Source organism: Ruegeria sp. AD2(2025), assembly GCF_056542385.1.
In genome coordinates this window covers 891,040-913,049 of record NZ_JBQFZS010000001.1, presented here as the reverse complement: position 1 = coordinate 913,049, position 22,010 = coordinate 891,040, and the positions used below count along the sequence as shown (strand labels likewise).

The following is a 22,010-nucleotide window of genomic DNA, read 5'->3' as shown; positions in this document are numbered from 1 at the left end:
ATTCGTGAGTTGTCATGAAACTGTTACACAGTTGTCACAAAAGACTTACGCGCGACTCATAGGGGTGCGCCCAGGATCACCATGGGGGTGATCAACGCAAATTCTCTCAAGGAGACTGAGATGTCCTTTGTAAAACTGTCGGCCTCTGCGCTTGCAATCGCTGCCGTATCCGCAACCGCAGCCGCCGCGCGCGATCAGGTGCAGGTCGCTGGTTCTTCGACCGTTCTGCCGTATGCTTCGATTGTGGCCGAAGCCTTCGGTGAAAACTTTGACTTCCCGACTCCGGTCGTGGAATCGGGCGGCTCGTCGGCTGGCCTCAAGCGTTTCTGTGAAGGTGTTGGCGAAAACACCATCGACGTGGCCAACGCGTCGCGCAAGATTCGTGAAAAAGAGATCAAAGCCTGTGCCGATGCCGGTGTGACCGACATCATCGAAGTCCAGATCGGCTATGACGGCATCGTCTTTGCATCGGACATCAACGGCAACTCGTTCGCATTCACACCGGAAGACTGGTACAAGGCCCTTTCCGCGCAGATCGTCGTGGACGGTGAACTGGTCGACAACCCGAACAAAACCTGGGCCGACGTGAACCCCGCGTTCCCGGCGCAGCCCATTGCCGCCTTCATCCCGGGCACCAAACACGGCACCCGCGAAGTGTTCGAAGACAGGGTGATCCTTGCCGGGTGTGAACACCTGGGCGATTTCGACGTCTACAAAGCCGCCAACGGCGACGACAAGAAAGCGGCCGAGAAGGCCTGTATCGCCCTGCGTACCGACGGCGTTTCGGTCGACATCGACGGCGACTACACCGAAACTCTGGCCCGCATCGACAGCAACAAGGACGGCATCGGCGTCTTTGGTCTGGCCTTCTACGAGAACAACACCGACAAGCTGCAGGTCGCGACCATGTCGGACGTCGTTCCGTCGACCGAGTCGATTGCAACCGGCGAATACCCGGTTTCGCGCCCGCTGTTCTTCTACGTCAAGAAAGCGCATATCGGCGTGATCCCCGGCCTGAAAGAATATGCCGAGTTCTTCGTCGCAGATGAGATCGCAGGCCCCGATGGCCCGCTGGCCGAATACGGTCTGGTCTCGGATCCTGAGCTGGTCAAGGTTCAGGAAGCTGTTGCGAACGAAACCGTTCTGGGCGGCGGCTCCTAAACACCCTTGCTTGCGGAACCGGGGCGGTCTATGCGCGCCCCGGTTCTTTTTGACTCTGTCATCGCCATCCCAAATGGGGCCCTCATGTCATTATCCTGGCTTCTGCTCATCCTGCTTGCCTTGGCAGGGATTGGTTATTTCACCGGACGGTCGCGGGCGCTGGCCAGTGCCGGAGGGGATGCGCGCGATCTGCACTCGCTGCCGTCATACTATGGCTACAATGTCGCGCTGACCGCGCTGGTTCCCGCGCTTGCCGTGCTGATCATCTGGCTGCTGGCGCAACCGATGATCGTGAACAGCACCGTGTCGGGGATGATCCCGGATCAGGCCATTGCCGAAGGATCGGATCGCGGGCTGGTGCTGAGCGAGGTGCGCCGCGTGGCCGATGGGCTTGACGGTGCTGTCGCTGCAGGTGCCCTGACCGAGGCTCAGGCACGTAATGCCGAGGCCGACATCGAGGTGCTGACCCAACAGTTGAAAGATGCCGGTCAGGTTCTGACGCAAGATATCACCACGCCCATCCTGCTGGCGGCGCAAAAATACCGCAGCATGTCGGCAACAGGCACAGTCGCCATGCAAGTGCTGGTGCTGCTGGTGGCGCTGATCGGGGCTGCGTTCGCCTATGTGCGGACGCACAAGGAATTCCGCGCCCGCAATGTGGTCGAGCAGGGCGTTCTGGCGCTGCTGCTACTGGCGGCGTCAATTGCCATTCTGACCACCATCGGCATCGTCCTGTCGATGTTCTTTGAAACACTGAACTTTTTCCAGCTGCATTCGTGGAAAGATTTCTTCTTCGGCAGCACCTGGGCCCCGAACTTTCGCGGTGGGTCGGAGCTGTCGATCCTGCCGTTGCTGTGGGGCACGCTTTACATCTCGCTGATCGCGCTGCTGGTGGCGGTGCCGATTGGCCTGTTCGCCGCGATCTACCTGTCGGAATATGCCTCGGGCGCGACCCGCTCGCTTGCCAAACCGCTGCTGGAGATTCTGGCCGGCATTCCGACCATCGTTTACGGTCTGTTTGCCCTGCTAACGGTCGGCCCCGCGCTGGTGTCGCTGTTTGGTGACGGCGGAGCGCTGGGACTGGGCTGGATGGCCAGCTCGAACGCAGTACTGACCGCCGGTCTGGTGATGGGGATCATGCTGATCCCGTTTGTCTCGTCCCTGTCGGATGACATCATCAACGCGGTGCCGCAGTCGATGCGTGATGGTTCGCTTGGGTTGGGGGCGACGCATTCGGAAACCGTGCGTCAGGTGGTGCTGCCGGCGGCGCTGCCCGGCATCGTGGGGGCGATCCTGCTGGCCGCCAGCCGCGCCATCGGCGAGACGATGATCGTCGTCATGGCCGCCGGAGCGATTGCCAAATTCTCGGGCAACCCGTTCGAGGCGATGACCACCATCACCACGCGGATCGTCAGCCAGTTGACCGGCGATACCGACTTTGCCAGCCCCGAGACTCTGGTCGCCTTTGCGCTGGGTCTGACCCTGTTCGTCATCACGCTGGGGCTGAACATCTTCGCCCTTTATATCGTACGCAAATACCGGGAGCAGTACGAATGACCGATACGTCTCAAACCCCCGGCGCTGCTCCGGTCGCGAAACCCAAAAGCGGGTCGCTGTTCGAAAAGGACGCACGCACCAAACGGCGCAACGCGGCGGAAAGCCGGTTCAAAATGTACGGCATCGCCGCCATCGGCGTCGGGCTCGTGATGCTGCTGGTGCTTGTGACCAATATCGTCAGCTCGGGTCTGGGCGCGTTCCAGCAAACCTATCTTGAACTCAATGTCGAGCTGAAGGCCGACAAGCTGGACAAGAAGGGAAACCGGAACATCGAGGACATCAAGAAGGTGTCGACCTTCGGATATTCCCCTCTGGTTGCCGCCGCGCTTGAAGCCGAGGTGGCCGAGCTTGGTATCCAGACCGATCTGACACCCAAGGAAATGGGCGGCATCCTGTCCAAGGCCGCGATGGCCAAGCTGCGGAACTATGTCATCGCCAACCCCGACCAGATCGGCCAGACCGTCAGCTTCCGGTTCCTGACGAACAGCCGCGTCGACGGCTACATCAAGGGCCGCGTCACGCGCGAGTCGATCGCCAATGACAAGAGCATCTCGGTCGCGCAACTGGATTTCGTGGATCAACTGCGCGAAGCCGGCGTTCTGTACAAAGCCTTCAATCCCGATTTCATATTCGGCGCCGACGCCTCGGATCAACGCCCCGAGGCAGCGGGGATCGGAGTATCCATGCTGGGCTCGCTGTTCATGATGCTGGTGGTTCTGGCGCTGGCGCTTCCGATTGGCGTGGCCGCATCGATCTATCTCGAGGAATTCGCGCCGCAGAACCGGCTGACCGACATCATCGAGGTGAATATCTCGAACCTGGCCGCCGTGCCGTCCATCGTGTTCGGTATTCTGGGCCTTGCCGTCTTCATCAACTACATGCACCTGCCGACCTCGGCCCCGCTGGTGGGCGGTCTGGTGCTGACGCTGATGACGCTGCCGACGATCATCATCTCGACCCGCGCCTCGCTGAAAGCGGTTCCGCCGTCGATCCGGGATGCCGCACTTGGGGTAGGGGCCTCGAAAATGCAGGCGGTGTTTCACCATGTTCTGCCGCTGGCCGCGCCCGGCATCCTGACCGGCACCATCATCGGACTGGCGCAGGCGCTTGGCGAAACTGCGCCGCTGCTGCTGATCGGGATGGTGGGCTTTATCGCCTCGAACCCGCCGGAGGGGATCGTGGCGGGGTTCCTGTCGCCGAACTCGGCCATGCCCGCGCAGATCTACGAATGGTCCAAGCGCGCCGACCCAGCCTTTTACGAACGCGCATGGGGAGGGATCATCATCCTGTTGATCTTCCTCGTGACAATGAACACCATCGCGGTCATCCTGCGCCGCCGCTTTGAACGCCGCTGGTAAATGGGGGCACCTATGAACGATATGACACGATTGGGGAAAGCCGTGGACTCCAAAGACATCAAGATCGCCGCGAAGAACGTACAGGTCCACTACGGCGACACGCACGCCATCAAGGACGTGGATGTCGAGATCGAAGACAAGACCGTCACCGCCTTCATCGGCCCGTCGGGCTGCGGCAAGTCCACCTTTCTGCGCTGCCTGAACCGGATGAACGACACGATCGATATCTGCCGGGTGACCGGAGATATCCTGCTGGATGGCGAAGATATCTATGACAAGCGCGTCGACCCCGTTCAGTTGCGCGCCAAGGTCGGCATGGTGTTCCAGAAGCCGAACCCGTTCCCCAAGTCGATCTATGATAACGTGGCTTACGGCCCGCGCATCCACGGCCTTGCCAAGAACAAGGCCGAGCTGGACGAGATCGTCGAGAAATCCCTGCGTCGCGGCGCGATCTGGGATGAGGTCAAGGACCGGCTCGATGCCCCCGGCACCGGCCTGTCGGGCGGCCAGCAGCAGCGTCTGTGTATCGCCCGTGCCGTGGCGACACAGCCCGAGGTCCTGCTGATGGACGAGCCATGCTCGGCGCTGGACCCGATTGCAACCGCGCAGGTCGAAGAACTGATCGACGAACTGCGCCGGCGCTATTCGGTGGTGATCGTGACGCACTCGATGCAGCAGGCGGCGCGGGTCAGCCAGAAGACCGCCTTCTTCCATCTGGGCAATCTGGTCGAGTTCGGAGAAACCGGCCAGATCTTCACCAACCCCGAAGACCCCCGGACCGAAAGTTACATTACCGGTCGTATCGGCTGAGCACAGGACTACTGCCATGAGCGAACAACATATTGCATCCGCCTTCGACCGCGATCTCGAAGCCATTCAGGCTCATATCATGAAGATGGGCGGGCTGGTCGAAGCCGCCATCATGGGCGCAGCCCGGTCACTGGAAACCCGCGACGAGGAACTGGCCAAGGAGGTCCGGCAGGGCGACAAGGCCATCGACGCGCTGGAAGAGCTGATCGACGAAGAAACCGCGCGCCTGATAGCGCTGCGGGCGCCCACCGCAGGTGACCTGCGTCTGGTGCTGTCGGTGCTGAAAGTGGCGACCAACCTGGAACGGATCGGCGATTATTCCAAGAACATCGCCAAGCGAACCACTGTTCTGGTCAACGCGGGCGAAATCAACGGCAGCGCCGCCGCCCTGCGCCGGATGGCGCGCGAGGTTGAACTGATGCTGCGCGACGCGCTGGACGCCTATATTCAACGCGACGCCGAACTGGCCAGCGACGTGATCGAGCGCGACCTTGAGGTCGACCAGATGTATAACGGGCTGTTCCGCGAGTTCCTGACCTTCATGGCCGAAGATCCGCGCAACATCTCATCCTGTATGCACCTGCATTTCATCGCGAAGAACATCGAACGCATGGGCGACCATGTCACGGCGATTGCCGAACAGGTGGTCTATCTGGTCACGGGCGAGCGCCCCGCTGAGGCCCGGCCCAAGGCCGACAACACCTCGCAAACGATTTAGGAGCTTGCGCGCCATGTCCGCCGATCAGCCGACCGTTCTGGTGGTCGAAGATGAACTGGCCCAACGCGAGGTGCTGTCCTACAACCTCGAGGCCGAGGGCTTTCGCGTCATCAAGGCCGCTAATGGCGACGAAGGGTTGCTGCTGGTGGAAGAAGACCGGCCCGACATCATCGTTCTGGACTGGATGATGCCCAATCTCAGCGGGATCGAGGTCTGCCGCCGCCTGAAAACCCGCCCCGACACGCGCGCGATTCCGATCATCATGCTGTCTGCGCGATCAGAAGAGGTCGACAAGGTGCGCGGGCTCGAGACCGGTGCGGATGACTATGTGATCAAGCCCTATTCGGTCGTCGAACTGATGGCGCGTGTGCGTACTCAGCTGCGGCGGGTCCGTCCGGCGACGGTGGGTATTCGGCTGGAATTCGACGACATCATCCTCGATTCCGAAACCCACAAGGTCAGCCGCGATAATAAACCCCTGAAACTGGGCCCGACCGAGTTCCGGCTGCTCAGCACGTTCATGGAAAAGCCCGGCCGGGTCTGGAGCCGCGAGCAACTGCTGGACCGCGTCTGGGGCCGCGACATCTATGTCGACACACGCACCGTCGATGTTCATATCGGCCGGTTGCGCAAGGCGTTGACCCAACATGGCGGCGCTGACCCGGTGCGGACCGTGCGCGGGGCCGGATACGCGTTGGGCTGATCTCATCAGCGGGGCAGGGTCTCTTCTACCTGCGCTTGCGAGGCCAGCCAGTGCCGGAACTGCCGCAGCGACGCATCCTGCGACTTGTCGCGCGGCCAGACCAGATAATAGGCCCCTAGGGTTTCGACCGCATCCGGAAAGGCCGCGACCAGCTTGCCGGTGGCCAGGTCCTGTTCGACCAGATAATTCGGCAGCAGCGCCACGCCCAACCCATGCAGCGCGGCTTGGTTGATGGTGGTGAACTGATCATGAATCGTGCCGGGCAGGGGGTGCGGGTGATCCACGCCCATCTGCCGGAACCAGTCCTGCCAGGCGCGTGGGCGCGTCTGAATGTGCAGCAGCGGCAGCCTGAGCAGATCCCGCGGCGACGCCGGTGCGCCCTGCGGCAGAAGATCAGGCGCGCAGACCGGCAGCATCCGCTCGACCCGCAGCAGCAGGCGATCGGTACCCGGCCAGTCCGGTTCGCCGAAATGCAGCGCCGCATCAAAGGGTTCCGTCGCAAAGTTGAAATGCCTCAGGCGTGTCGTCATATTGATCGTGATATCGGGATGTCCGCGCGCAAAGTCGGGCAGCCGCGGCACCAGCCAGCGCATCCCGAACGTCGGCAAGATGGCTAGGTTCAGCGTACCACCAACGGGCGAGACATGCAGCTTCAGCGCCGCCTGTGCGATCTGCGACAGTGCCGGCCGGATTTCCCGCACATAATCCTGCCCGGCTTTGGTCAAGGACAGCCGCTTGCGATCCCGGCTGACAAGTTCGGCGTCCAGATGAGCTTCGAGCGTTTGCAACTGCCGGCTCACCGCGCTTTGCGTCAGGGCCATCTCATCCGCTACTGCCGAGGCCGATCCCAACCGATCCAGCGCCTCGAGTGCTCTGAGCGCTGAGATGGGGGGCAGGACGGGGTTACGGCTGTTCATGTATGCGTTTTAGTCATGCAAATGTGCAAATGTCTCGCTGTTTTTTGCGGATATCTCAGGCTATGATGCGAAAAACCCACTCTGACGGAGACACATGATGAACGCCCCCGATACAAAACCCGTCCTCCGAGCCAAAGATGCCCCCGAGCTTGGCGCATTTGCATGGGATGACCCGTTTCGTCTGAACGATCAGTTGGAAGAAGATGAACGCCTGATCGCCGACAGCGCCCGAGCCTATGCGCAGGAAAAGCTGCAGCCGCGCGTGACGCAGTCCTTTCAGAACGAAGAAACCGACCCCGAAATCTTCCGCGAAATGGGCGAGATGGGCTTGCTGGGCACGACGATCCCGGAAGAATACGGCGGGATCGGCGCGGGATACGTGTCATACGGTCTTGTCGCGCGCGAGGTTGAGCGGGTGGATTCGGGATACCGGTCGATGATGTCGGTGCAAAGCTCGCTGGTGATGTACCCGATCTATGCCTATGGCAGCGAAGACCAGCGCCGCAAATACCTGCCGAAACTTGCCAGTGGCGAGTGGATCGGCTGCTTTGGCCTGACCGAGGCGGATGCCGGATCGGACCCGGCGGCGATGAAAACCCGGGCCGAAAAGATCGACGGCGGCTATCGTCTGACGGGTAGCAAGATGTGGATATCGAACGCGCCGATCGCGGATGTTTTCGTCGTCTGGGCCAAGTCGGATGCGCATGACGGCAAGATCCGCGGGTTCGTCCTCGACAAAAACACCAAGGGCCTGAGCGCGCCAAAGATCGAGAACAAGCTGAGCCTGCGGACCTCGATCACCGGTGAAATCGTGATGGACGGGGTCGAGATCGGCGAGGACGCCTTGCTGCCGCATGTGCAGGGTCTGAAGGGGCCATTCGGCTGTCTGAACCGCGCGCGTTATGGCATCAGCTGGGGTGTGATGGGCGCGGCCGAGTGCTGCTGGCACGCCGCGCGTCAATATGGGCTGGACCGCAAACAGTTCAATCGGCCGCTGGCCCAGACGCAGTTGTTTCAGCGCAAGCTGGCCGAGATGCAGACCGAGATCGCTCTGGGCCTGCAAGCCAGCCTGAGGGTCGGCCGTCTGATGGATCAGGCCGAAGCCGCGCCCGAGATGATCTCGATCATCAAACGCAACAACTGCGGCAAGGCGCTGGATCTTTCGCGGATGGCGCGCGACATGCACGGTGGCAACGGCATCTCGCTGGAATTCCAGGTTGTGCGCCACATGATCAATCTGGAGACGGTCAACACTTATGAGGGCACTCATGACGTTCACGCGCTGATCCTGGGGCGGGCGCAGACCGGGTTGCAGGCATTCTTTTGAGAGCGCTAGCCGATGGCATAATGAGGATTATGTTAAATCAATAATACAGAAGACCGGCGCGGAGCCAACACGCGCTGGTTTTTCAACATCTTACGACATGACCCGCATCCAAAGGACAAAGATATGCACCTGCGCGATAAGATCGTTGTCATCACCGGTGCGGCGCAAGGCATCGGCAAAGGTCTTGCAGAACGGTTTGCGCACGAATGCGCGCTGGTCATCTGTGCGGACATTGATTTCGACGGTGCCCAAGAGGTCGCTCAGGAAATCGGCGGCCATACTGTAGAATGTGATGTTTCGCGTGAAGAGGACACCCGCCAACTGATCGAGACGGTTGAGGAACGGTTCGGCCCCATCGACCTGTTCTGTGCCAATGCAGGCATCTTGACGTTGGGCGGATTTGAGGTCGTTGACGAGGAATGGGAGCGCATCTGGCGGATCAATGTCATGTCCCATGTCTGGACCGCCCGGCATCTGATGCCGCGCATGGTGTCACGCGGTGGCGGGTACTTTCTGATAACGGCCTCTGCGGCCGGGTTGCTCAATCAACCGGGCGCGGCCCCGTATGGCGTGACCAAACACGCTGCTGTCGGGTTTGCTGAATGGTTGGCGCTGACATATGGCAGTCATGGCATCAAAATCTCGGTTCTGTGCCCACAGGCCGTGCGGTCCGAGATGATGCGCGGGCACGAGGACTCGGTGGCCGCCATCGACGGGATGCTTGAACCCGAGGATGTCGCACAGGCCTGTGTCGAGGCGCTGGCCAAGGAACATTTTCTGATCCTGCCACACCCTCAGGTCCTGGACTACATGCGGTTGAAATCAACGGATTATGACCGCTGGATCGACGGAATGCAGAAACTAAATCAGAGATTTATCCAAGACACCTAACGCGGCTTTCGTCGCCGCAACAAGCCTTCCTGCGCCACAGACGCAACCAGTGCGCCGTCCTGCGCGTAGATCGAGCCGCGATTGAAACTGCGCCCCTGCCCTGTCCACGGCGCCTCCATCGAATAGAGGTGCCAGTTCTGGAACTGCACCGGTCCGTGAAACCAGATCGCGTGATCCAGACTGGCACCATCGATCTCGCCGGTAAACCAGCTTAGCCCATGCGGGCGCATCCCGGATCCCAGAAGGCTCATATCCGAGGCATAGGCCAACAGCAGATGCTGAGTTATCGCATCAGCCTGCGCAGCGGCCCCCATTCGGAACCAGATATGGTTCCTGTCATCCGCTCTGGCTGGCTCAAACAGGTCCAGAGGCGCAACGTCGCGCACCTCAATGGGGCGTTCGCGCAGCAGTTCCGTTCTCAGCTTGTCGGGCACCCGGGTCAGATATCGCTGCCGCAGTTCGTCGCGTGAGGGGTGCTGTTCCGGCGGCTCAACTTCGGGCATCGGATGCTGATGATCCCAGCCGTCATCCTGCGTGTGAAACGAGGCCGACAGATTCAGGATTTGCTTCCCGTGTTGGATCGCAACCACACGGCGGGTCGTGAAGGACCCTCCATCCCGGGCGCGATCCACTTGATAAATAACGGGAATCGAGGGGTCCCCGGGGCGGATGAAATAGGCGTGTAGCGAGTGGCACAAGCGATCTGCGACGGTTCGGTACGCCGCCGCAAGGGCCTGCGCGATCACGTGACCGCCGAAAATCCGGGTCGGCGTCTCGCCGCCCGTGCCGGTTCCGCGAAACAGATCGACCTCAAGCGGTTCGATATCCAACAGGTCAAGTAGTACCCGTTCAGCGTCGGTCATAGCTGGCACTCCGGCTTTTGGGTCATTCATTTCGACAGCGCCCCCATCACCAGCGCTTTGAGCTCGGGGCGCGCGGGGTAAGAGCTGGACGGCGACAATTGGGTGAAGAACACCGCCGAGAAGTCATTGACCTGATCCACCCAGAAATAGGTCGAGGCCATGCCGCCCCAGCCGAAATCACCCACCGAGCCCGGGCTGCGCACCCGCGCCGGGTTCAGAACCACCGCGCCGCCGATGCCAAAGCCGGTGCCCTCCATCGGTTGCTCGGCAAAACTTTGCGGTCCCATCGATGCAATGTCGCCCGGTAAGTGATTGGACATCATGAATTCTATGGTTTTCGGCCCCAGCAGCCGGACACCATTGCCGGCCCCTTTGTTTCGCAGCATTTCGGCAAAACGGCTGTAATCGTCGATAGTGCTGATCAGACCGCCGCCGCCAGAGAAGGTTGTGGCGGCCTCAAAAGGAGAATTGCCAGCGCTGTCGACAAGGCGCAGGGTCTCACCGCCGGATTTGGCGGCATTCAATGCCATGGCGTCGCCCTCAAGCGGGGTATAGAGCGAGGCGAACCGGTCCCCTGCCCCTTTGGGTACTGAAAACCCGGTCTCATCCATGCCCAAGGGCTGCAGGATGTTCTGGGTCAGGAACCGGTCCAGCGGCTGCCCCGAGGCAACCTCGATCACGCGGCCGATGACGTCGATCCCGACCGAATATTCCCATCGGCTGCCCGGCTGGAACGCCAGCGGCAGGTCTGCCAGAGCCCGAACCCGGTCTGCCAAAGGCCCCTGATCGGGTGCGAAGATCAGGTCCAGTTCGTCCATCGCCTGCGGCAGCAGACCGGGATTGAACGGATAGCTGAGTCCGCTGGTGTGCGTCAGCAGTTGGTGCAGGCTTGGGGTTGGTGCCGGTTCAGTCTGGTCCAGACGTGTCGCGCCGGGGATCAGGGCCTGCATCGACTGAAACTCGGGCAGAAACTCCGAGACCGGCGCGTCCAAGTGAAACTGCCCGCGCTCGACCAGCATCATCAGGGCCACCGACGCAATCGGCTTGGTCATCGAATAGATGCAGACAAGGGTATCGCGCTGAAACGGCAGATCCATTTCGATGTTTCGATGACCGCAGGCATGAAAAAACGCCTCTTGCCCGCGATGCTGGATCAGCAGAGCGCTGCCCGGATATTTCCGCTGGTCCACATAGCGCTGCATCCAGGTGCGGATGTGGTTCAGAGACGATGGCTCGAACGTCATGTGACGGCTCCGTTCTGGTCATGTCGGTCCTGCCGTTTTACGGGCCAGCGTCGAGCGCCTGCAACCCGTGCTGTGCGAAAACCGGGACATAGGCCCCAAAGACGCGCGCCCGCGCTGGATCAGAGGCATTGCCGTCCAGCGCCCGTTTGTAGACGCCCTGAAGGATGCCGGCCATCCGGAAGAAGTTAAACGCCAGATAAAAGCCGAAATGATCAATCCCGGTCAGGCCACGTCGGGCGCAATAGTCGGCGACAAAGGCCCGATCCGACGGCAGCCCCAGCGCCGTGCGATCAACCCCGGCCAAGCCGCGCCCTTCCCTTCCCGGCGGCAGTTGCCACTGCATGATCACCGCGGCCAGATCGGCATAGGGGTGGCCGATGGTCGACAATTCCCAATCCAGCACCCCGATACAGGCGGTGCCACCCCGTTGAAACATCAGGTTGTCGATGCGGTAATCGCCATGCACCAGCGTACGCTGGCCGTCATCCTCAGGAACCCGCTGCTGCAGTTCCAAGATCAGCCGGTCCATGTCAGCAATCCGGTCGGTCTCGGACGCGCGGTATTGCTTGGTCCAACGGGAGATCTGACGCTCGAAGTAGTTCCCGGGCGACCCGTAATCCGCCAGTCCTGCGGCCTCGATATCGACCATATGCAGTTCGGCCAGAACCCGGTTCATCTCATCCAGAATGCCGTTCCGGGTCGCGTTATCCTCGCCCTCCATCATCGGATCAACGAAAGATCGGCCCTGCAGATGCTCCATGATATAGAAGGCCGAGCCGATCACGCTGTCATCCTCGCACAGCAGGTACATTTGCGGCACCGGCACCTTGCTGCCAGCCAGCGCGCGCTGGACCCGGAATTCGCGATCCACCGCATGGGCGGATTTCAACAGAACGCCCGGCGGCTTGCGGCGCAGGACATAGCTTTGCGAAGGGGTTTTAAGCAGATAGGTCGGGTTGGACTGACCCATGGCAAACTTGGTTGCCTCGATCGGGCCTTCATAGCCGTCAAGATTCGGACGAAGATAGGCGTCTATCGCGTTGACGTTCAGTATGTTTTCGCCGTCCGTCACATCGACCTCCGCTCACAAAGCGTCACCAAAGATATTGCCACCACTTTGCACATTGATCCCGCCCGAGACAGGCAGGACCGCGCCGGTCACATACCCTCCGCCCTGACCGCAGAGGAACAGAAGGCAGCCTGCGATATCCTCGGGTCGCCCGACCCGGCCCAGCGGGACGGCTTTGCCCACCCGCGCGCGCTTATCTGTATCTTCGGTGGCAAAGGCCGTCATGCGCGACACGAACGGACCGGGGGCCAGCGCATTCACCGTGACCCGATGCGGGGCCAGTTCCTTGGCCATGATCTTGGTCAGATGCAGCACCGCCGCCTTCGACGCGGCGTAGCTATACGCCCCGTCACCCATCGGCACCTCACCCATCACCGAGCCCACATTGACCACCCGCGCAGGATCGTCATCGGTGGCGGATTTCATCAGCAGCGGCAACAGCTTTTGCGTCAGGTCGAAAATCCCCGCCACGTTGACGCCCATCACCTTCTCCCATGCCGCATGGGGAAACTGCCCCAGCGGCGCGCCCCATGTGACGCCGGCGTTGTTCATCAGGATCTCAAGCGATTGCGTCCGTTGACCGACCTGCTCGACCAACGCGTCGATGCCTTCCTCGCTGCTCAGATCGCCAGCAAAGCCCTCAGCCGAGCCCGGCACGTCCAGCGCGTTCAATTCGGCCGCCGCGGCCTCGCACGCGTCGCCCTTACGTGATGCGATCAGAACATGCGCCCCCGCACGAACCAAGGCCTCGGCGGCCATGCGGCCAATGCCGGTCGCTCCGCCCGTCACGAGGGCTGTTTTTCCGTCAAGTGAGAACAGGGCTTCGGGCGTCATGCGGTCTCCTTTGCTGCTTTCATGAGCACCAGCGCTGCCGTGGCGGCAGCGGTCCGGTCATCATCTTGACAACACCTGTCTGTGATCCAACGATTTCACCGCAACCGAAGCAAGGGGCAAGGCAGGTATATGCAAGCATTACTCAGCGTCAGACCGGGTGGCTCCGAGACACTGGAACTGACAACCCTGCCCGATCCGGCCCCGAAACGCGCCGAGATTGTCGTGCGCGTCCACGCCGCAGGGGTGAATTTTCCCGATACGCTGATGATCCGGGACCTGTATCAGATGAAACCGCCCCGCCCCTTCGCGCCCGGTGGCGAGGTCGCGGGAGAGGTTGTCGCCGTGGGCGATGGTGTCACCGATTTCGCCGTCAAAGACCGCGTTCTGGTCCTGACCGGTCATGGGGGCTTTGCCACGCACGTGGCGCTGAGGGCAGAAACGGCAGTCAAGATTCCCGAAACAATGCCCTTTGATGACGCTGCTTGTTTCGTTTTTACCTACGGTACGTCTTATCACGCGCTGAAAGATCGCGCGCATCTGAGACCCGGCGAAAGCCTGTTGGTGCTGGGCGCTGCCGGAGGAGTGGGGTCTGCCGCGATCGAACTGGCCAAGGCGATGGGAAGCCGGGTCATCGCGGCTGTGTCATCTGAGGAAAAGGCAGCCTTCTGCAAGGACCTCGGAGCTGATGCAACGCTGATCTATCCCCGCGACCCGGACCGCGACGCACAAAAGGCGCTGTCGGCTGAGATCAAGTCGCTGGCCGGTGGTGACGGTGTCGATGTGGTTTATGACGCGGTTGGAGGGGGTTACGCCGAACCGGCCCTGCGCGGAACGGCTTGGGGTGGGCGGTATCTGGTCGTCGGATTCCCTGCAGGGATCCCCCGCATTCCGCTGAACCTGACGCTGCTCAAGGGCTGTCAGATCGTCGGGGTTTTCTGGGGCGCGTCCGTGCTGCGGGATCCCAAGGGACACGCGGAAAACATGGCCGAGCTGTTCGAGATGTATGCCAGCGGCCAAATCGCCCCCCGTATTAGCAAAAAGCTGCCTCTGGCCCGCGCTGCAGAGGCGCTCAACCTGCTGGAACAACGTGCAGTTCTCGGGAAAGTTGTGATCATGATGGAGGATATGTGACCCGGGTTACATCGGGACAGGCAAAGATACGCCAATATGGCAGCCAACGGCCCAACCCAAGCGGGTGAAGGCTGCTGGACGCCCCTGAAATTCAGGTCTATGAAAATAAGGAATTGGGGACAGTTTGAAGATGCACAATATTCTGGTTCTGAATGGCCCGAACCTTAACCTGCTGGGCACCCGGCAGCCCGAGGTCTATGGCCATACGACATTGCAGATGATCGAGGACCTGTGCGTCTCACACGGGCGGACGCTGGGGCTGGCCGTCTCGCATGTTCAGTCCAACCACGAAGGCGCGCTGATCGACGCCATTCACGCCGCGCGGGGCGTGCAGGATGGCATCGTCCTGAACGCCGGGGCCTATACCCACAGTTCGGTGGCACTGATGGACGCGATCTCATCGGCCCAGGTGCCCGTGGTCGAGGTCCATCTGTCCAATATCCACGCGCGCGAGCCGTTCCGGCATACCTCGTATATCACGCCGGTGGCTCTGGGTCAGATTTGCGGCTTTGGCGCGCAGGGGTATGTTCTGGCGCTGGATGCCCTCGCCGCGCATCTCGCAGAGAGGGGTGCGGGATGAACCTGAAGGATTACCTCAACTTCCTGAGCTATACCAAGACGCTTGAAGAGCTTTGGGACGCCCATTGCCGTCAGATGGCGCAGTACGGTTTTGACCGGTTGCTGTACGGATATACCCAATACCGGACGGCGACCTCGCTGGGCGACCCCGAAGATTTCGTCATCCTGACGAACCACTGCACCGATTATCTGGACGGGTTCCTTCGGTCTGGCCTTTATTTCCACGCACCGATGCTGAAATGGGCGCTGAATAACGAAGGGGCGGCCAGTTGGAGCATGATCCGCGATATGATGTCCAGCGGCGTGATGACGGCGGAAGAACTCAAGGTCTTCGAGTTCAACAAGTCCCGCGGCATAACCGTCGGCTATACGGTCAGCTTCAATTCGGTTTCGATGCGCTCGAAAGGCGCGATTTCTCTGGCTGCGCGAGACCGCAGCCAGCAAGAGATGGACGAGATATGGCAGGAACACGGCGATGACATCCTGCTGATGAATAACATCGCACACCTGAAAATCCTGACCCTGCCCTACAATGCCCCGAACCGAGCGCTGACCAAGCGCCAGCGCGAGGCGCTGCAATGGGTCGGTGATGGCAAGACCACGCAGGACATTGCGGTGCTGATGGGGTTGACCTCGGCGACGGTCGAAAAGCATCTGCGCCTGGCGCGCGAGGCGCTTTCGGTCGAGACCACGGCACAGGCCGTCCTGAAAGCTGCGCTGCAAAACCAGATGTTTGTCATGGAAGCCTGAGACCCATCTGACGCCGGTTTGCGTCAGATTGACCTAAGGTAAGGAAATCATGACTTCCGAATCTGTTCACGAAATTGCAAAGTGATATCGTTCCGTGAGTGGTGGCTTTAGCCAGGGAACATTTTGATCGGACCTTTGCAATAACAAAGCTCTCTGATCGCTCTGACTGAATGGCGCCTATTCGTCCGCGTCGATCTGTTGGAATTTTTGAGGGGCCCTGTCCATCCCCATCATGCGGGGCCCCTCAATCCCAACCCCATCAAATAGAAGTCCCGAATGCACTTCGGCGCATCGCTAAATGTTTGTTCGACAAGAAAAAACCCGGCTGCGCGCGGCAACCGGGCTCTTTGTTTTTCAGCGGCGGTTTTGCCTTAGCCTTGTGCGGCCTTGGCAACCTCGGCAGCGAAGTCTTCTTTTTCGACCACGATGCCTTCGCCAACTTCCAGACGGATAAAGCCTGTGATGGTAGCACCTGCTTCTTTGGCCGCTGCTTCAACGGTCAGGTCGGGATTCACAACGAAGGACTGATTCAGAAGCGTCGCTTCCGCCACGAATTTCTTCATGCGGCCTTCGATCATCTTTTCGATCACCTGCTCCGGCTTGCCGGATTCGCGGGCGATGTCCATCTGAACCTGCTTTTCTTTTTCGACAACCGCCGGGTCCATGTCCGCCTCGGACAAGGCCGCCGGGTTCACAGCTGCAATGTGCATCGCAACCTGCTTGCCGATCGCTTCGTCGCCGCCAGACAGAGCAACCAGAACGCCGATCTTGCCCATGCCGTTGGTGGCCGCGTTGTGGACGTAGGACACAACGGTGTCGCCCGACAGTTTAGCCATGCGGCGCACCGACATGTTTTCACCGATGGTGGCGATCTTGTCGGTCAGGGTGTCGGCAACGCTCTTGCCACCGAGATCAGCCGCCAGCAGGGCCTCGACATCATCGACACCCTCCGCTGCATAGGCGATCTTGCCTACCATTTCCTGGAACTCAGCGTTCTTCGCAACAAAGTCGGTTTCCGAGTTCACTTCGACAGCAACACCGTTGCCGCCATTGACGTGAACGGCTACCAGGCCTTCGGCTGCGGTACGGCCCGATTTCTTGGCTGCTTTGGCCAGACCTTTGGTGCGCAGCCAGTCAACGGCCTCGTCCATGTTGCCACCGGTTTCGGTCAGCGCTTTTTTCGCGTCCATCATGCCTGCGCCGGTCGAGTCGCGCAGTTCTTTCACCATTGCTGCTGTGATTGCCATCTTTAGGCTCTCCTCAATTCAAACGGATTTGGGGCAGGTCTACCCTGCCCCATATGTCAATTACGTGACGGGCAGCTTACGCTTCGGCTTTGGCTTCCGGCGCGGCTTCTTCTGCAGGTGCGTCTTCAGCAACCACTTCCTCAACCGGCGCTTCTTCGAAAGCACCCAGGTCAACGCCAGCAGCACCCATCTGAGCGGTCATGCCGTCCAGAGCGGCACGTGCGGCCAGATCGCAATACAGGGCGATGGCGCGGGCTGCGTCGTCATTGCCGGGGATGATGTAGTCTACGCCGTCGGGCGAGCAGTTGGTGTCGACAACAGCCACAACCGGGATACCCAGTTTGTTGGCTTCGGCAATTGCCAGTGCTTCTTTCTTGACGTCGATGACGAACAGCAGGTCAGGAACGCCGCCCATCTCGCGGATACCGCCCAGCGAGGCCTGCAGCTTCTGCTGGTCACGCTCCATGCCCAGACGCTCTTTCTTGGTCAGGCCCTCGGCGCCCGATTCCATTGCTTCGTCGATCTGGTTCAGACGGTTGATCGACTGGGAAACGGTTTTCCAGTTGGTCAGGGTGCCGCCCAGCCAGCGGTGGTTCATGAAGTACTGAGCTGACTTTTCAGCCGCTTCTGCGATCGGCTGCGCCGCCTGACGCTTGGTACCGACGAACAGAACGCGGCCACCTTTTGCAACGGTGTCACGAACGGCCTGCAGCGCCTGATCCAGCATCGGAACGGTCTGGGTCAGGTCCATGATGTGGATACCATTGCGCGAGCCGTAGATGAACGGGCCCATGCGGGGATTCCAACGCTGTGTCTGGTGACCAAAGTGAACGCCAGCTTCCAACAGCTGACGCATGGTGAACTCGGGAAGAGCCATGCTTTACTTTCCTTTTCCGGTTTACGCCTCGGCGGGGGTGAAAGAAGCGGATGCTCCAACCGGCGGGCCAGATAAGGATGTCTCCCCTATACAGCCCAAACCCCGCCTGCGGGTTTGAATGGCGCGCGTATACGGCAGGTTTGACGACGGTGCAAGGGCCAATGCCCTTATTTTTCAAGCCGCGCCAAGGAATGTGCGTGGCGCACAGCCTGTTCGCAATGGGCCGCCAGCGCCTTGCGGTTTTCAAAGTCACTGACCTTGGCCGGGGCGTGATAGATCAACTCGACCCGCCCCTGCCTGCGCGCGCCCAGCGTCTTTAGCAAATGTGGCCCGAACTCCATATCGCCCCACCAGCCGTAAAAGCGATCCGGCTGTCCCCTCGGCGCATGAAAAACCGCCGAGACGGGCTGGACATACATGAGATCACGCAGCTCATCTGTGAAGAATGCGGCAAAAAGCGTTGTTTTAAATGGCAAAACGCGCAAGCCGTCGGTCGATGTGCCTTCGGGGAAAAACAGCAGCTTGTGTCCCGCTTTCAAGCGGGTCTCGAAAATCCGCGTCTGCTCGCGCGCCTTCTTGGGATTACGTTCGATAAACACAGTCCCCGTCGCCCGAGCCAGCCATCCGATCCCCGGCCATTTCGCCACTTCGGCTTTCGAGACGAAATACACCCGCTTGCGCGCATTCAGCGCAAATATGTCCAACCACGAGGTATGGTTGGCCACGACAGCCCCACGTTGCTGCATCAACTCTCCCGACGTGCGAAAGCCGATCCCAAGGATTCTGAACGCATTGCGGCAGACAAACTGAGTGATGAACGGCGTAACCGGGCGCTGCACCCCGAACACAGGGCGCTCGATCAGGCGGATGGTCAGCAGAATTATCAGCCCGCCAGAGACCAGAATGGCCAGCGGCACACCGCGCAGAACCACAAGCAACCAGCCGATCGGGCCAAGCGTGATCGGATCGGGCGCATCATCGCTTTGCCACGAAGGGTCGGCCACGGGATTACGTCCCACTATAGATACGCCGCTGGCGTTCATTCATGCGGGCGGTATCGAGGATGAGGCACACATCGGTGGTATTGAAGGCATGATCGATAAAGGCCCCCTCGCCCACGAAACCGCCCAGCCGCAAGTAGGCCTTGATCAGCGATGGCACCTCCACCATGGCCGCGCGCCGGTCCAGCGCATCCGGTTCCAACAGGTCCATGGGTTCAAAAACATCCGGCTGCGCCCGTACTCTCAGATCAGGCGGGGCCAGATGGTTGTGATGCAGCATCGACAGCGGCTGCGCCAGAGCCTGCACGTCCGTGCCGTGAAAGCTGGCGACGCCAAACAGAACCTCGATCCCGCGCTCGGCCACATAGGCCGCGAGCCCGTTCCACAGGTGGTACATCGCGGTGCCGCCACGGTAATTCGGGTGCACGCAAGAACGTCCAAGTTCCAGCAACTTACGACCGCTTTGCTTCAGAACGGTCAGATCGTATTCGTCTTCGGAATAGAACTGCCCCACTTCGGCCGCCCGATCGCCGGGCAGCAACCGATAGACGCCGATTACGTCGCCCGTTGCGTCGTCGCACGCGATCATATGGTCGAAATAGGGATCGAACCGATCTTTTTCGAGCCCGGCTTCGTGGTCCACCATCTCTCCACCACCGCCCAGTTCGCGCACGAAGACATCGTACCGCAGCCGCTGAGCGGCGTGCAATTCCGCCTCGGTCTCGGCGAGTTTTACGGTGAATGAGCGGCCTGCGTCCGGCATCAGAACTGTGTCCGTTGTTCCTGTTGCGCGCTGATAGCGCGTTTGCGCGGCGAAAGGCAACAAGCGCGCATTTCGCCCCGGTTGTTAACCATTCCTAAACCAGTTTCACGGATCAAAGACCGGCATCAGGGCTATGCGTGTCCCGTCGATCACCACTTTCCCCTGCTCGCGAAAGTTAACGGTGATCTTGCCGCCGATATTGGACTGCACCTGTCCAACGCCCCAATCGGGGAAATCGGGGTGGCGGACATACATGCCCGGTGCAAGAATGGCATTCAGATCTGTCATATTGGGCTCCGGGTCCTGCGGCAGATGCAGCAGGAGGTACGCATGGGTGCAACAGACGTCAACCTGGCCGAGCTGATCGGGTCGCGAATCTGTCACGATCTGATCAGCCCGATCGGGGCCATCACCAACGGGCTTGAGCTGCTGGAAATGGTGGGCGCTGCGCAGGGTCCCGAGATGGAGTTGATCTCGGGCAGCGTCGGCAGCGCCGGTGCGCGTATCCGGTTCTTTCGCGTGGCCTTTGGATCGGCCAGCGATCAGCCGTTGGGACGGGCCGAGATAACCGAGCTTTTGCGCGACGTTGAACGTGCGGGCCGGGTCCGGGTCAACTGGAACCTGACCGATGCGGTGCCGCGCAATCAGGTCAAGCTGGCCTTTCTGGCGATGATGTGTTGCGAAAGCGCGATGCCTTTGGGCGGTGAGGTCGAGATCAGCGCACAAGGCGGCGGCTGGACCGTGACGGGCGTGGCCGACAGGCTGAACGTCGACAGCAACCTGTGGAAAGGCGTCGCGACCGGGCGTTTCAGTGAAAAACTCAGCCCGGCGCAGGTGCAGTTTGCGCTGCTGGCCGAAACAGCTGTAGCGATGGGCCGCAAGGTCGCGGCAGAAACCACCGCAACCCGCGTTACCCTGCGGTTTTAGGCGCGGGTCGTACCGTTGCCGCGCACCAGATATTTGAAACTGGTCAGCTGAGCGGCCCCGACCGGACCACGCGCATGCATCTTGCCGGTGGCGATGCCGATCTCGGCACCCATGCCGAACTCTCGACCATCGGCGAACTGGGTCGAGGCGTTGTGCATCAGGATCGCACTGTCCAGCCGTTCAAAGAACCGCGCGGCGGCGGCAGTATCTTCGGTCATGATGCAATCGGTGTGGTTCGAACCATACTTGCGGATATGCGCAATCGCGGCATCGATATCCGCGACGGGTCGCGCCGCGATGACGCTGTCGAGATACTCCTTGCCCCAATCCTCAGCCGTGGCGGGGATGGTATTTTCGCCCGCCAACACACCCTCGGCATGTACTTCAACACCGGCGGTCTGAAGCGCGGCGACCAGATCACGGCCTAAGGTTTCGGCCACATCCTGATGGATCAGCAGGCATTCCGCCGCACCACAGATACCTGTGCGCCGGGTCTTGGCGTTCAGCACCACGTCCAGCGTTTTCTGAGGGTCAGCGGCCTTGTCGACATAGATATGCACGATGCCTTCCAGATGCGCGAAGACCGGCACACGGGCCTCGCGCTGCACCAGCCCCACCAGACCTTTGCCGCCACGGGGGACGATGACGTCGACATAGTCGGTCATCGTCAGCAATTCCTGCACCGCCGCGCGATCACGGGTCGGCACCAGCTGGATGGAGTCCTCGGGCAGGTTGGCGGCCTTCAACCCCTCAACTAGACAGGCATGGATCGCTGTTGAGGAATGAAAGCTCTCGGACCCGCCGCGCAGGATGACCGCATTGCCGGATTTCAGGCACAGCGCCCCCGCATCCGCGGTCACGTTGGGACGGCTTTCATAGATCACGCCGATCACACCCAGCGGGGTGCGGACACGTTGGATATTCAGGCCCGAGGGCATGTCCCATTCCGCGATGACCTCGCCCACAGGATCGGCCTGATCGGCGACGGCGCGCAGCCCGTCGACCATGCTCTGAACACGCGCTTCATCCAGCATGAGGCGATCCATCATCGCAGGGCTCAGGCCCTTCTCGCGCCCGAACTCGAGGTCTTTTTGGTTGGCCTCAATGATGTCCGCACGGTTGTTCCAGACCGCGTCGGCAGTAGCGATCAGCGCGGCATGTTTGCGTTCGGCACTGGCAAAGGCAAGCTCGGCCGAGGCCGCTTTGGCGCGCGCACCAAGGTCGGCCATCATTGCGGGAATGTTGTCGAAATCCTTCATCTCATGCGCCTTTCGGTCTCAGTG

Annotated in this window: 23 protein-coding genes; 12 read left to right on the top strand and 11 right to left on the bottom strand. The window is 60.7% G+C overall.

What is annotated here, in order from left to right:
* Nucleotides 1–120 precede the first annotated feature (120 nt).
* The 6 genes from ACR1XV_RS04535 (at nt 121) to phoB (ending at nt 6,307) form a co-directional block, all read left to right on the top strand.
* Nucleotides 121–1,161: a substrate-binding domain-containing protein gene (locus ACR1XV_RS04535; RefSeq protein ID WP_480529152.1), complete on the top strand. Its 1,041-nt coding sequence runs from the start codon at nt 121–123 to the stop codon at nt 1,159–1,161.
* An 84-nt stretch (nt 1,162–1,245) separates the two neighbouring features.
* Complete coding sequence (gene pstC / locus ACR1XV_RS04530) at nt 1,246–2,718, top strand: phosphate ABC transporter permease subunit PstC (RefSeq protein WP_480529151.1); 1,473 nt, start codon at nt 1,246–1,248, stop codon at nt 2,716–2,718.
* Nucleotides 2,715–4,076: a phosphate ABC transporter permease PstA gene (pstA, locus tag ACR1XV_RS04525; RefSeq protein WP_480529150.1), complete on the top strand. Its 1,362-nt coding sequence runs from the start codon at nt 2,715–2,717 to the stop codon at nt 4,074–4,076. Before pstC ends, pstA begins: the two co-directional genes overlap by 4 nt.
* Nucleotides 4,077–4,088: 12 nt before the next feature.
* Complete coding sequence (gene pstB / locus ACR1XV_RS04520) at nt 4,089–4,886, top strand: phosphate ABC transporter ATP-binding protein PstB (RefSeq protein WP_480529149.1); 798 nt, start codon at nt 4,089–4,091, stop codon at nt 4,884–4,886.
* A 16-nt stretch (nt 4,887–4,902) separates the two neighbouring features.
* Complete coding sequence (gene phoU / locus ACR1XV_RS04515; RefSeq protein WP_480529148.1) at nt 4,903–5,604, top strand: phosphate signaling complex protein PhoU; 702 nt, start codon at nt 4,903–4,905, stop codon at nt 5,602–5,604.
* A gap of 13 nt (nt 5,605–5,617) precedes the next feature.
* The gene (gene phoB, locus ACR1XV_RS04510) at nt 5,618–6,307 is read left to right on the top strand and encodes a phosphate regulon transcriptional regulator PhoB (RefSeq protein WP_480529147.1); all 690 of its coding nucleotides are present in this window, start codon (nt 5,618–5,620) and stop codon (nt 6,305–6,307) included.
* Nucleotides 6,308–6,312: 5 nt separating this feature from the next.
* Here the strand turns inward: phoB and ACR1XV_RS04505 are convergent, their stop codons facing one another.
* Nucleotides 6,313–7,224 carry a LysR family transcriptional regulator gene (locus tag ACR1XV_RS04505; protein ID WP_480529145.1) on the bottom strand — a complete coding sequence of 304 codons (912 nt, stop codon included), beginning with the start codon at nt 7,222–7,224 and terminating at the stop codon, nt 6,313–6,315.
* 97 nt (nt 7,225–7,321) lie between these two features.
* Between ACR1XV_RS04505 and ACR1XV_RS04500 the strand changes: the two genes are divergently transcribed.
* Both ACR1XV_RS04500 and ACR1XV_RS04495 read left to right on the top strand, forming a co-directional pair.
* Nucleotides 7,322–8,551 carry an acyl-CoA dehydrogenase gene (locus ACR1XV_RS04500; protein WP_480529144.1) on the top strand — a complete coding sequence of 410 codons (1,230 nt, stop codon included), beginning with the start codon at nt 7,322–7,324 and terminating at the stop codon, nt 8,549–8,551.
* 123 nt (nt 8,552–8,674) lie between these two features.
* Complete coding sequence (locus ACR1XV_RS04495; protein WP_480529143.1) at nt 8,675–9,442, top strand: SDR family oxidoreductase; 768 nt, start codon at nt 8,675–8,677, stop codon at nt 9,440–9,442.
* Here the strand turns inward: ACR1XV_RS04495 and ACR1XV_RS04490 are convergent.
* The 4 genes from ACR1XV_RS04490 to ACR1XV_RS04475 are packed head-to-tail and all read right to left on the bottom strand — an operon-like array spanning nt 9,439 to nt 13,452.
* Nucleotides 9,439–10,305: an acyl-CoA thioesterase gene (locus ACR1XV_RS04490; RefSeq protein ID WP_480529142.1), complete on the bottom strand. Its 867-nt coding sequence runs from the start codon at nt 10,303–10,305 to the stop codon at nt 9,439–9,441. The two genes, ACR1XV_RS04495 and ACR1XV_RS04490, sit on opposite strands and share 4 nt — an antisense overlap.
* Before the next feature lie 26 nt (nt 10,306–10,331).
* Nucleotides 10,332–11,549 carry a serine hydrolase domain-containing protein gene (locus tag ACR1XV_RS04485; protein ID WP_480529141.1) on the bottom strand — a complete coding sequence of 406 codons (1,218 nt, stop codon included), beginning with the start codon at nt 11,547–11,549 and terminating at the stop codon, nt 10,332–10,334.
* Nucleotides 11,550–11,586: 37 nt separating this feature from the next.
* The gene (locus ACR1XV_RS04480) at nt 11,587–12,621 is read right to left on the bottom strand and encodes a phosphotransferase family protein (RefSeq protein WP_480529139.1); all 1,035 of its coding nucleotides are present in this window, start codon (nt 12,619–12,621) and stop codon (nt 11,587–11,589) included.
* Nucleotides 12,622–12,633: 12 nt separating this feature from the next.
* Entirely contained in the window at nt 12,634–13,452 is an 819-nt protein-coding gene (locus ACR1XV_RS04475) for an SDR family NAD(P)-dependent oxidoreductase (protein WP_480529138.1), read from the bottom strand.
* A gap of 129 nt (nt 13,453–13,581) precedes the next feature.
* Here ACR1XV_RS04475 and ACR1XV_RS04470 point away from each other — a divergent pair, with 129 nt between their 5' ends.
* From ACR1XV_RS04470 to ACR1XV_RS04460, 3 genes are all read left to right on the top strand, one after another.
* The gene (locus tag ACR1XV_RS04470; RefSeq protein ID WP_480529137.1) at nt 13,582–14,583 is read left to right on the top strand and encodes an NADPH:quinone oxidoreductase family protein; all 1,002 of its coding nucleotides are present in this window, start codon (nt 13,582–13,584) and stop codon (nt 14,581–14,583) included.
* Nucleotides 14,584–14,713: 130 nt separating this feature from the next.
* On the top strand, nt 14,714–15,163 hold the full coding sequence (aroQ, locus tag ACR1XV_RS04465) for a type II 3-dehydroquinate dehydratase (RefSeq protein ID WP_480529136.1): 450 nt from the start codon (nt 14,714–14,716) through the stop codon (nt 15,161–15,163).
* Nucleotides 15,160–15,912: an autoinducer binding domain-containing protein gene (locus ACR1XV_RS04460; protein WP_480529135.1), complete on the top strand. Its 753-nt coding sequence runs from the start codon at nt 15,160–15,162 to the stop codon at nt 15,910–15,912. The genes aroQ and ACR1XV_RS04460 overlap by 4 nt, the downstream gene beginning before the upstream one ends.
* Before the next feature lie 371 nt (nt 15,913–16,283).
* Here the strand turns inward: ACR1XV_RS04460 and tsf are convergent, their stop codons facing one another.
* From tsf to ACR1XV_RS04435, 5 genes are all read right to left on the bottom strand, one after another.
* Entirely contained in the window at nt 16,284–17,159 is an 876-nt protein-coding gene (tsf, locus tag ACR1XV_RS04455; RefSeq protein ID WP_480529134.1) for a translation elongation factor Ts, read from the bottom strand.
* 76 nt (nt 17,160–17,235) lie between these two features.
* Entirely contained in the window at nt 17,236–18,036 is an 801-nt protein-coding gene (rpsB, locus tag ACR1XV_RS04450; protein ID WP_480529133.1) for a 30S ribosomal protein S2, read from the bottom strand.
* A 167-nt stretch (nt 18,037–18,203) separates the two neighbouring features.
* Complete coding sequence (gene olsA / locus ACR1XV_RS04445; protein WP_480529132.1) at nt 18,204–19,079, bottom strand: lyso-ornithine lipid O-acyltransferase; 876 nt, start codon at nt 19,077–19,079, stop codon at nt 18,204–18,206.
* Entirely contained in the window at nt 19,045–19,800 is a 756-nt protein-coding gene (olsB, locus tag ACR1XV_RS04440; protein ID WP_480529130.1) for an L-ornithine N(alpha)-acyltransferase, read from the bottom strand. The genes olsA and olsB overlap by 35 nt, the downstream gene beginning before the upstream one ends.
* A gap of 105 nt (nt 19,801–19,905) precedes the next feature.
* On the bottom strand, nt 19,906–20,088 hold the full coding sequence (locus tag ACR1XV_RS04435) for a DUF3553 domain-containing protein (RefSeq protein WP_010440107.1): 183 nt from the start codon (nt 20,086–20,088) through the stop codon (nt 19,906–19,908).
* Between the two features lie 42 nt (nt 20,089–20,130).
* Between ACR1XV_RS04435 and ACR1XV_RS04430 the strand changes: the two genes are divergently transcribed.
* On the top strand, nt 20,131–20,727 hold the full coding sequence (locus tag ACR1XV_RS04430) for a histidine phosphotransferase family protein (RefSeq protein ID WP_480529128.1): 597 nt from the start codon (nt 20,131–20,133) through the stop codon (nt 20,725–20,727).
* Here the strand turns inward: ACR1XV_RS04430 and ACR1XV_RS04425 are convergent.
* The gene (locus tag ACR1XV_RS04425) at nt 20,724–21,986 is read right to left on the bottom strand and encodes a glutamate-5-semialdehyde dehydrogenase (protein WP_480529126.1); all 1,263 of its coding nucleotides are present in this window, start codon (nt 21,984–21,986) and stop codon (nt 20,724–20,726) included. The two genes, ACR1XV_RS04430 and ACR1XV_RS04425, sit on opposite strands and share 4 nt — an antisense overlap.
* Nucleotides 21,987–22,010: the final 24 nt, after the last annotated feature.

Excerpts from the sequence above, each read along its gene's own strand:
- ACR1XV_RS04425 (WP_480529126.1), bottom strand. The coding sequence starts at position 21,986 with ATGAAGGATTTCGACAACATTCCCGCAATGATGGCCGACCTTGGTGCG.
- ACR1XV_RS04490 (WP_480529142.1), bottom strand. The coding sequence starts at position 10,305 with ATGACCGACGCTGAACGGGTACTACTTGACCTGTTGGATATCGAACCG.
- ACR1XV_RS04430 (WP_480529128.1), top strand. The coding sequence starts at position 20,131 with ATGGGTGCAACAGACGTCAACCTGGCCGAGCTGATCGGGTCGCGAATC.
- aroQ (WP_480529136.1), top strand. The coding sequence starts at position 14,714 with ATGCACAATATTCTGGTTCTGAATGGCCCGAACCTTAACCTGCTGGGC.
- ACR1XV_RS04470 (WP_480529137.1), top strand. The coding sequence starts at position 13,582 with ATGCAAGCATTACTCAGCGTCAGACCGGGTGGCTCCGAGACACTGGAA.
- phoB (WP_480529147.1), top strand. The coding sequence starts at position 5,618 with ATGTCCGCCGATCAGCCGACCGTTCTGGTGGTCGAAGATGAACTGGCC.
- ACR1XV_RS04485 (WP_480529141.1), bottom strand. The coding sequence starts at position 11,549 with ATGACGTTCGAGCCATCGTCTCTGAACCACATCCGCACCTGGATGCAG.
- ACR1XV_RS04535 (WP_480529152.1), top strand. The coding sequence starts at position 121 with ATGTCCTTTGTAAAACTGTCGGCCTCTGCGCTTGCAATCGCTGCCGTA.
- pstA (WP_480529150.1), top strand. The coding sequence starts at position 2,715 with ATGACCGATACGTCTCAAACCCCCGGCGCTGCTCCGGTCGCGAAACCC.
- phoU (WP_480529148.1), top strand. The coding sequence starts at position 4,903 with ATGAGCGAACAACATATTGCATCCGCCTTCGACCGCGATCTCGAAGCC.
- pstC (WP_480529151.1), top strand. The coding sequence starts at position 1,246 with ATGTCATTATCCTGGCTTCTGCTCATCCTGCTTGCCTTGGCAGGGATT.
- tsf (WP_480529134.1), bottom strand. The coding sequence starts at position 17,159 with ATGGCAATCACAGCAGCAATGGTGAAAGAACTGCGCGACTCGACCGGC.
- ACR1XV_RS04475 (WP_480529138.1), bottom strand. The coding sequence starts at position 13,452 with ATGACGCCCGAAGCCCTGTTCTCACTTGACGGAAAAACAGCCCTCGTG.
- olsA (WP_480529132.1), bottom strand. The coding sequence starts at position 19,079 with ATGAACGCCAGCGGCGTATCTATAGTGGGACGTAATCCCGTGGCCGAC.
- rpsB (WP_480529133.1), bottom strand. The coding sequence starts at position 18,036 with ATGGCTCTTCCCGAGTTCACCATGCGTCAGCTGTTGGAAGCTGGCGTT.
- ACR1XV_RS04500 (WP_480529144.1), top strand. The coding sequence starts at position 7,322 with ATGAACGCCCCCGATACAAAACCCGTCCTCCGAGCCAAAGATGCCCCC.
- ACR1XV_RS04495 (WP_480529143.1), top strand. The coding sequence starts at position 8,675 with ATGCACCTGCGCGATAAGATCGTTGTCATCACCGGTGCGGCGCAAGGC.
- olsB (WP_480529130.1), bottom strand. The coding sequence starts at position 19,800 with ATGCCGGACGCAGGCCGCTCATTCACCGTAAAACTCGCCGAGACCGAG.
- pstB (WP_480529149.1), top strand. The coding sequence starts at position 4,089 with ATGAACGATATGACACGATTGGGGAAAGCCGTGGACTCCAAAGACATC.
- ACR1XV_RS04460 (WP_480529135.1), top strand. The coding sequence starts at position 15,160 with ATGAACCTGAAGGATTACCTCAACTTCCTGAGCTATACCAAGACGCTT.
- ACR1XV_RS04435 (WP_010440107.1), bottom strand. The coding sequence starts at position 20,088 with ATGACAGATCTGAATGCCATTCTTGCACCGGGCATGTATGTCCGCCAC.
- ACR1XV_RS04505 (WP_480529145.1), bottom strand. The coding sequence starts at position 7,224 with ATGAACAGCCGTAACCCCGTCCTGCCCCCCATCTCAGCGCTCAGAGCA.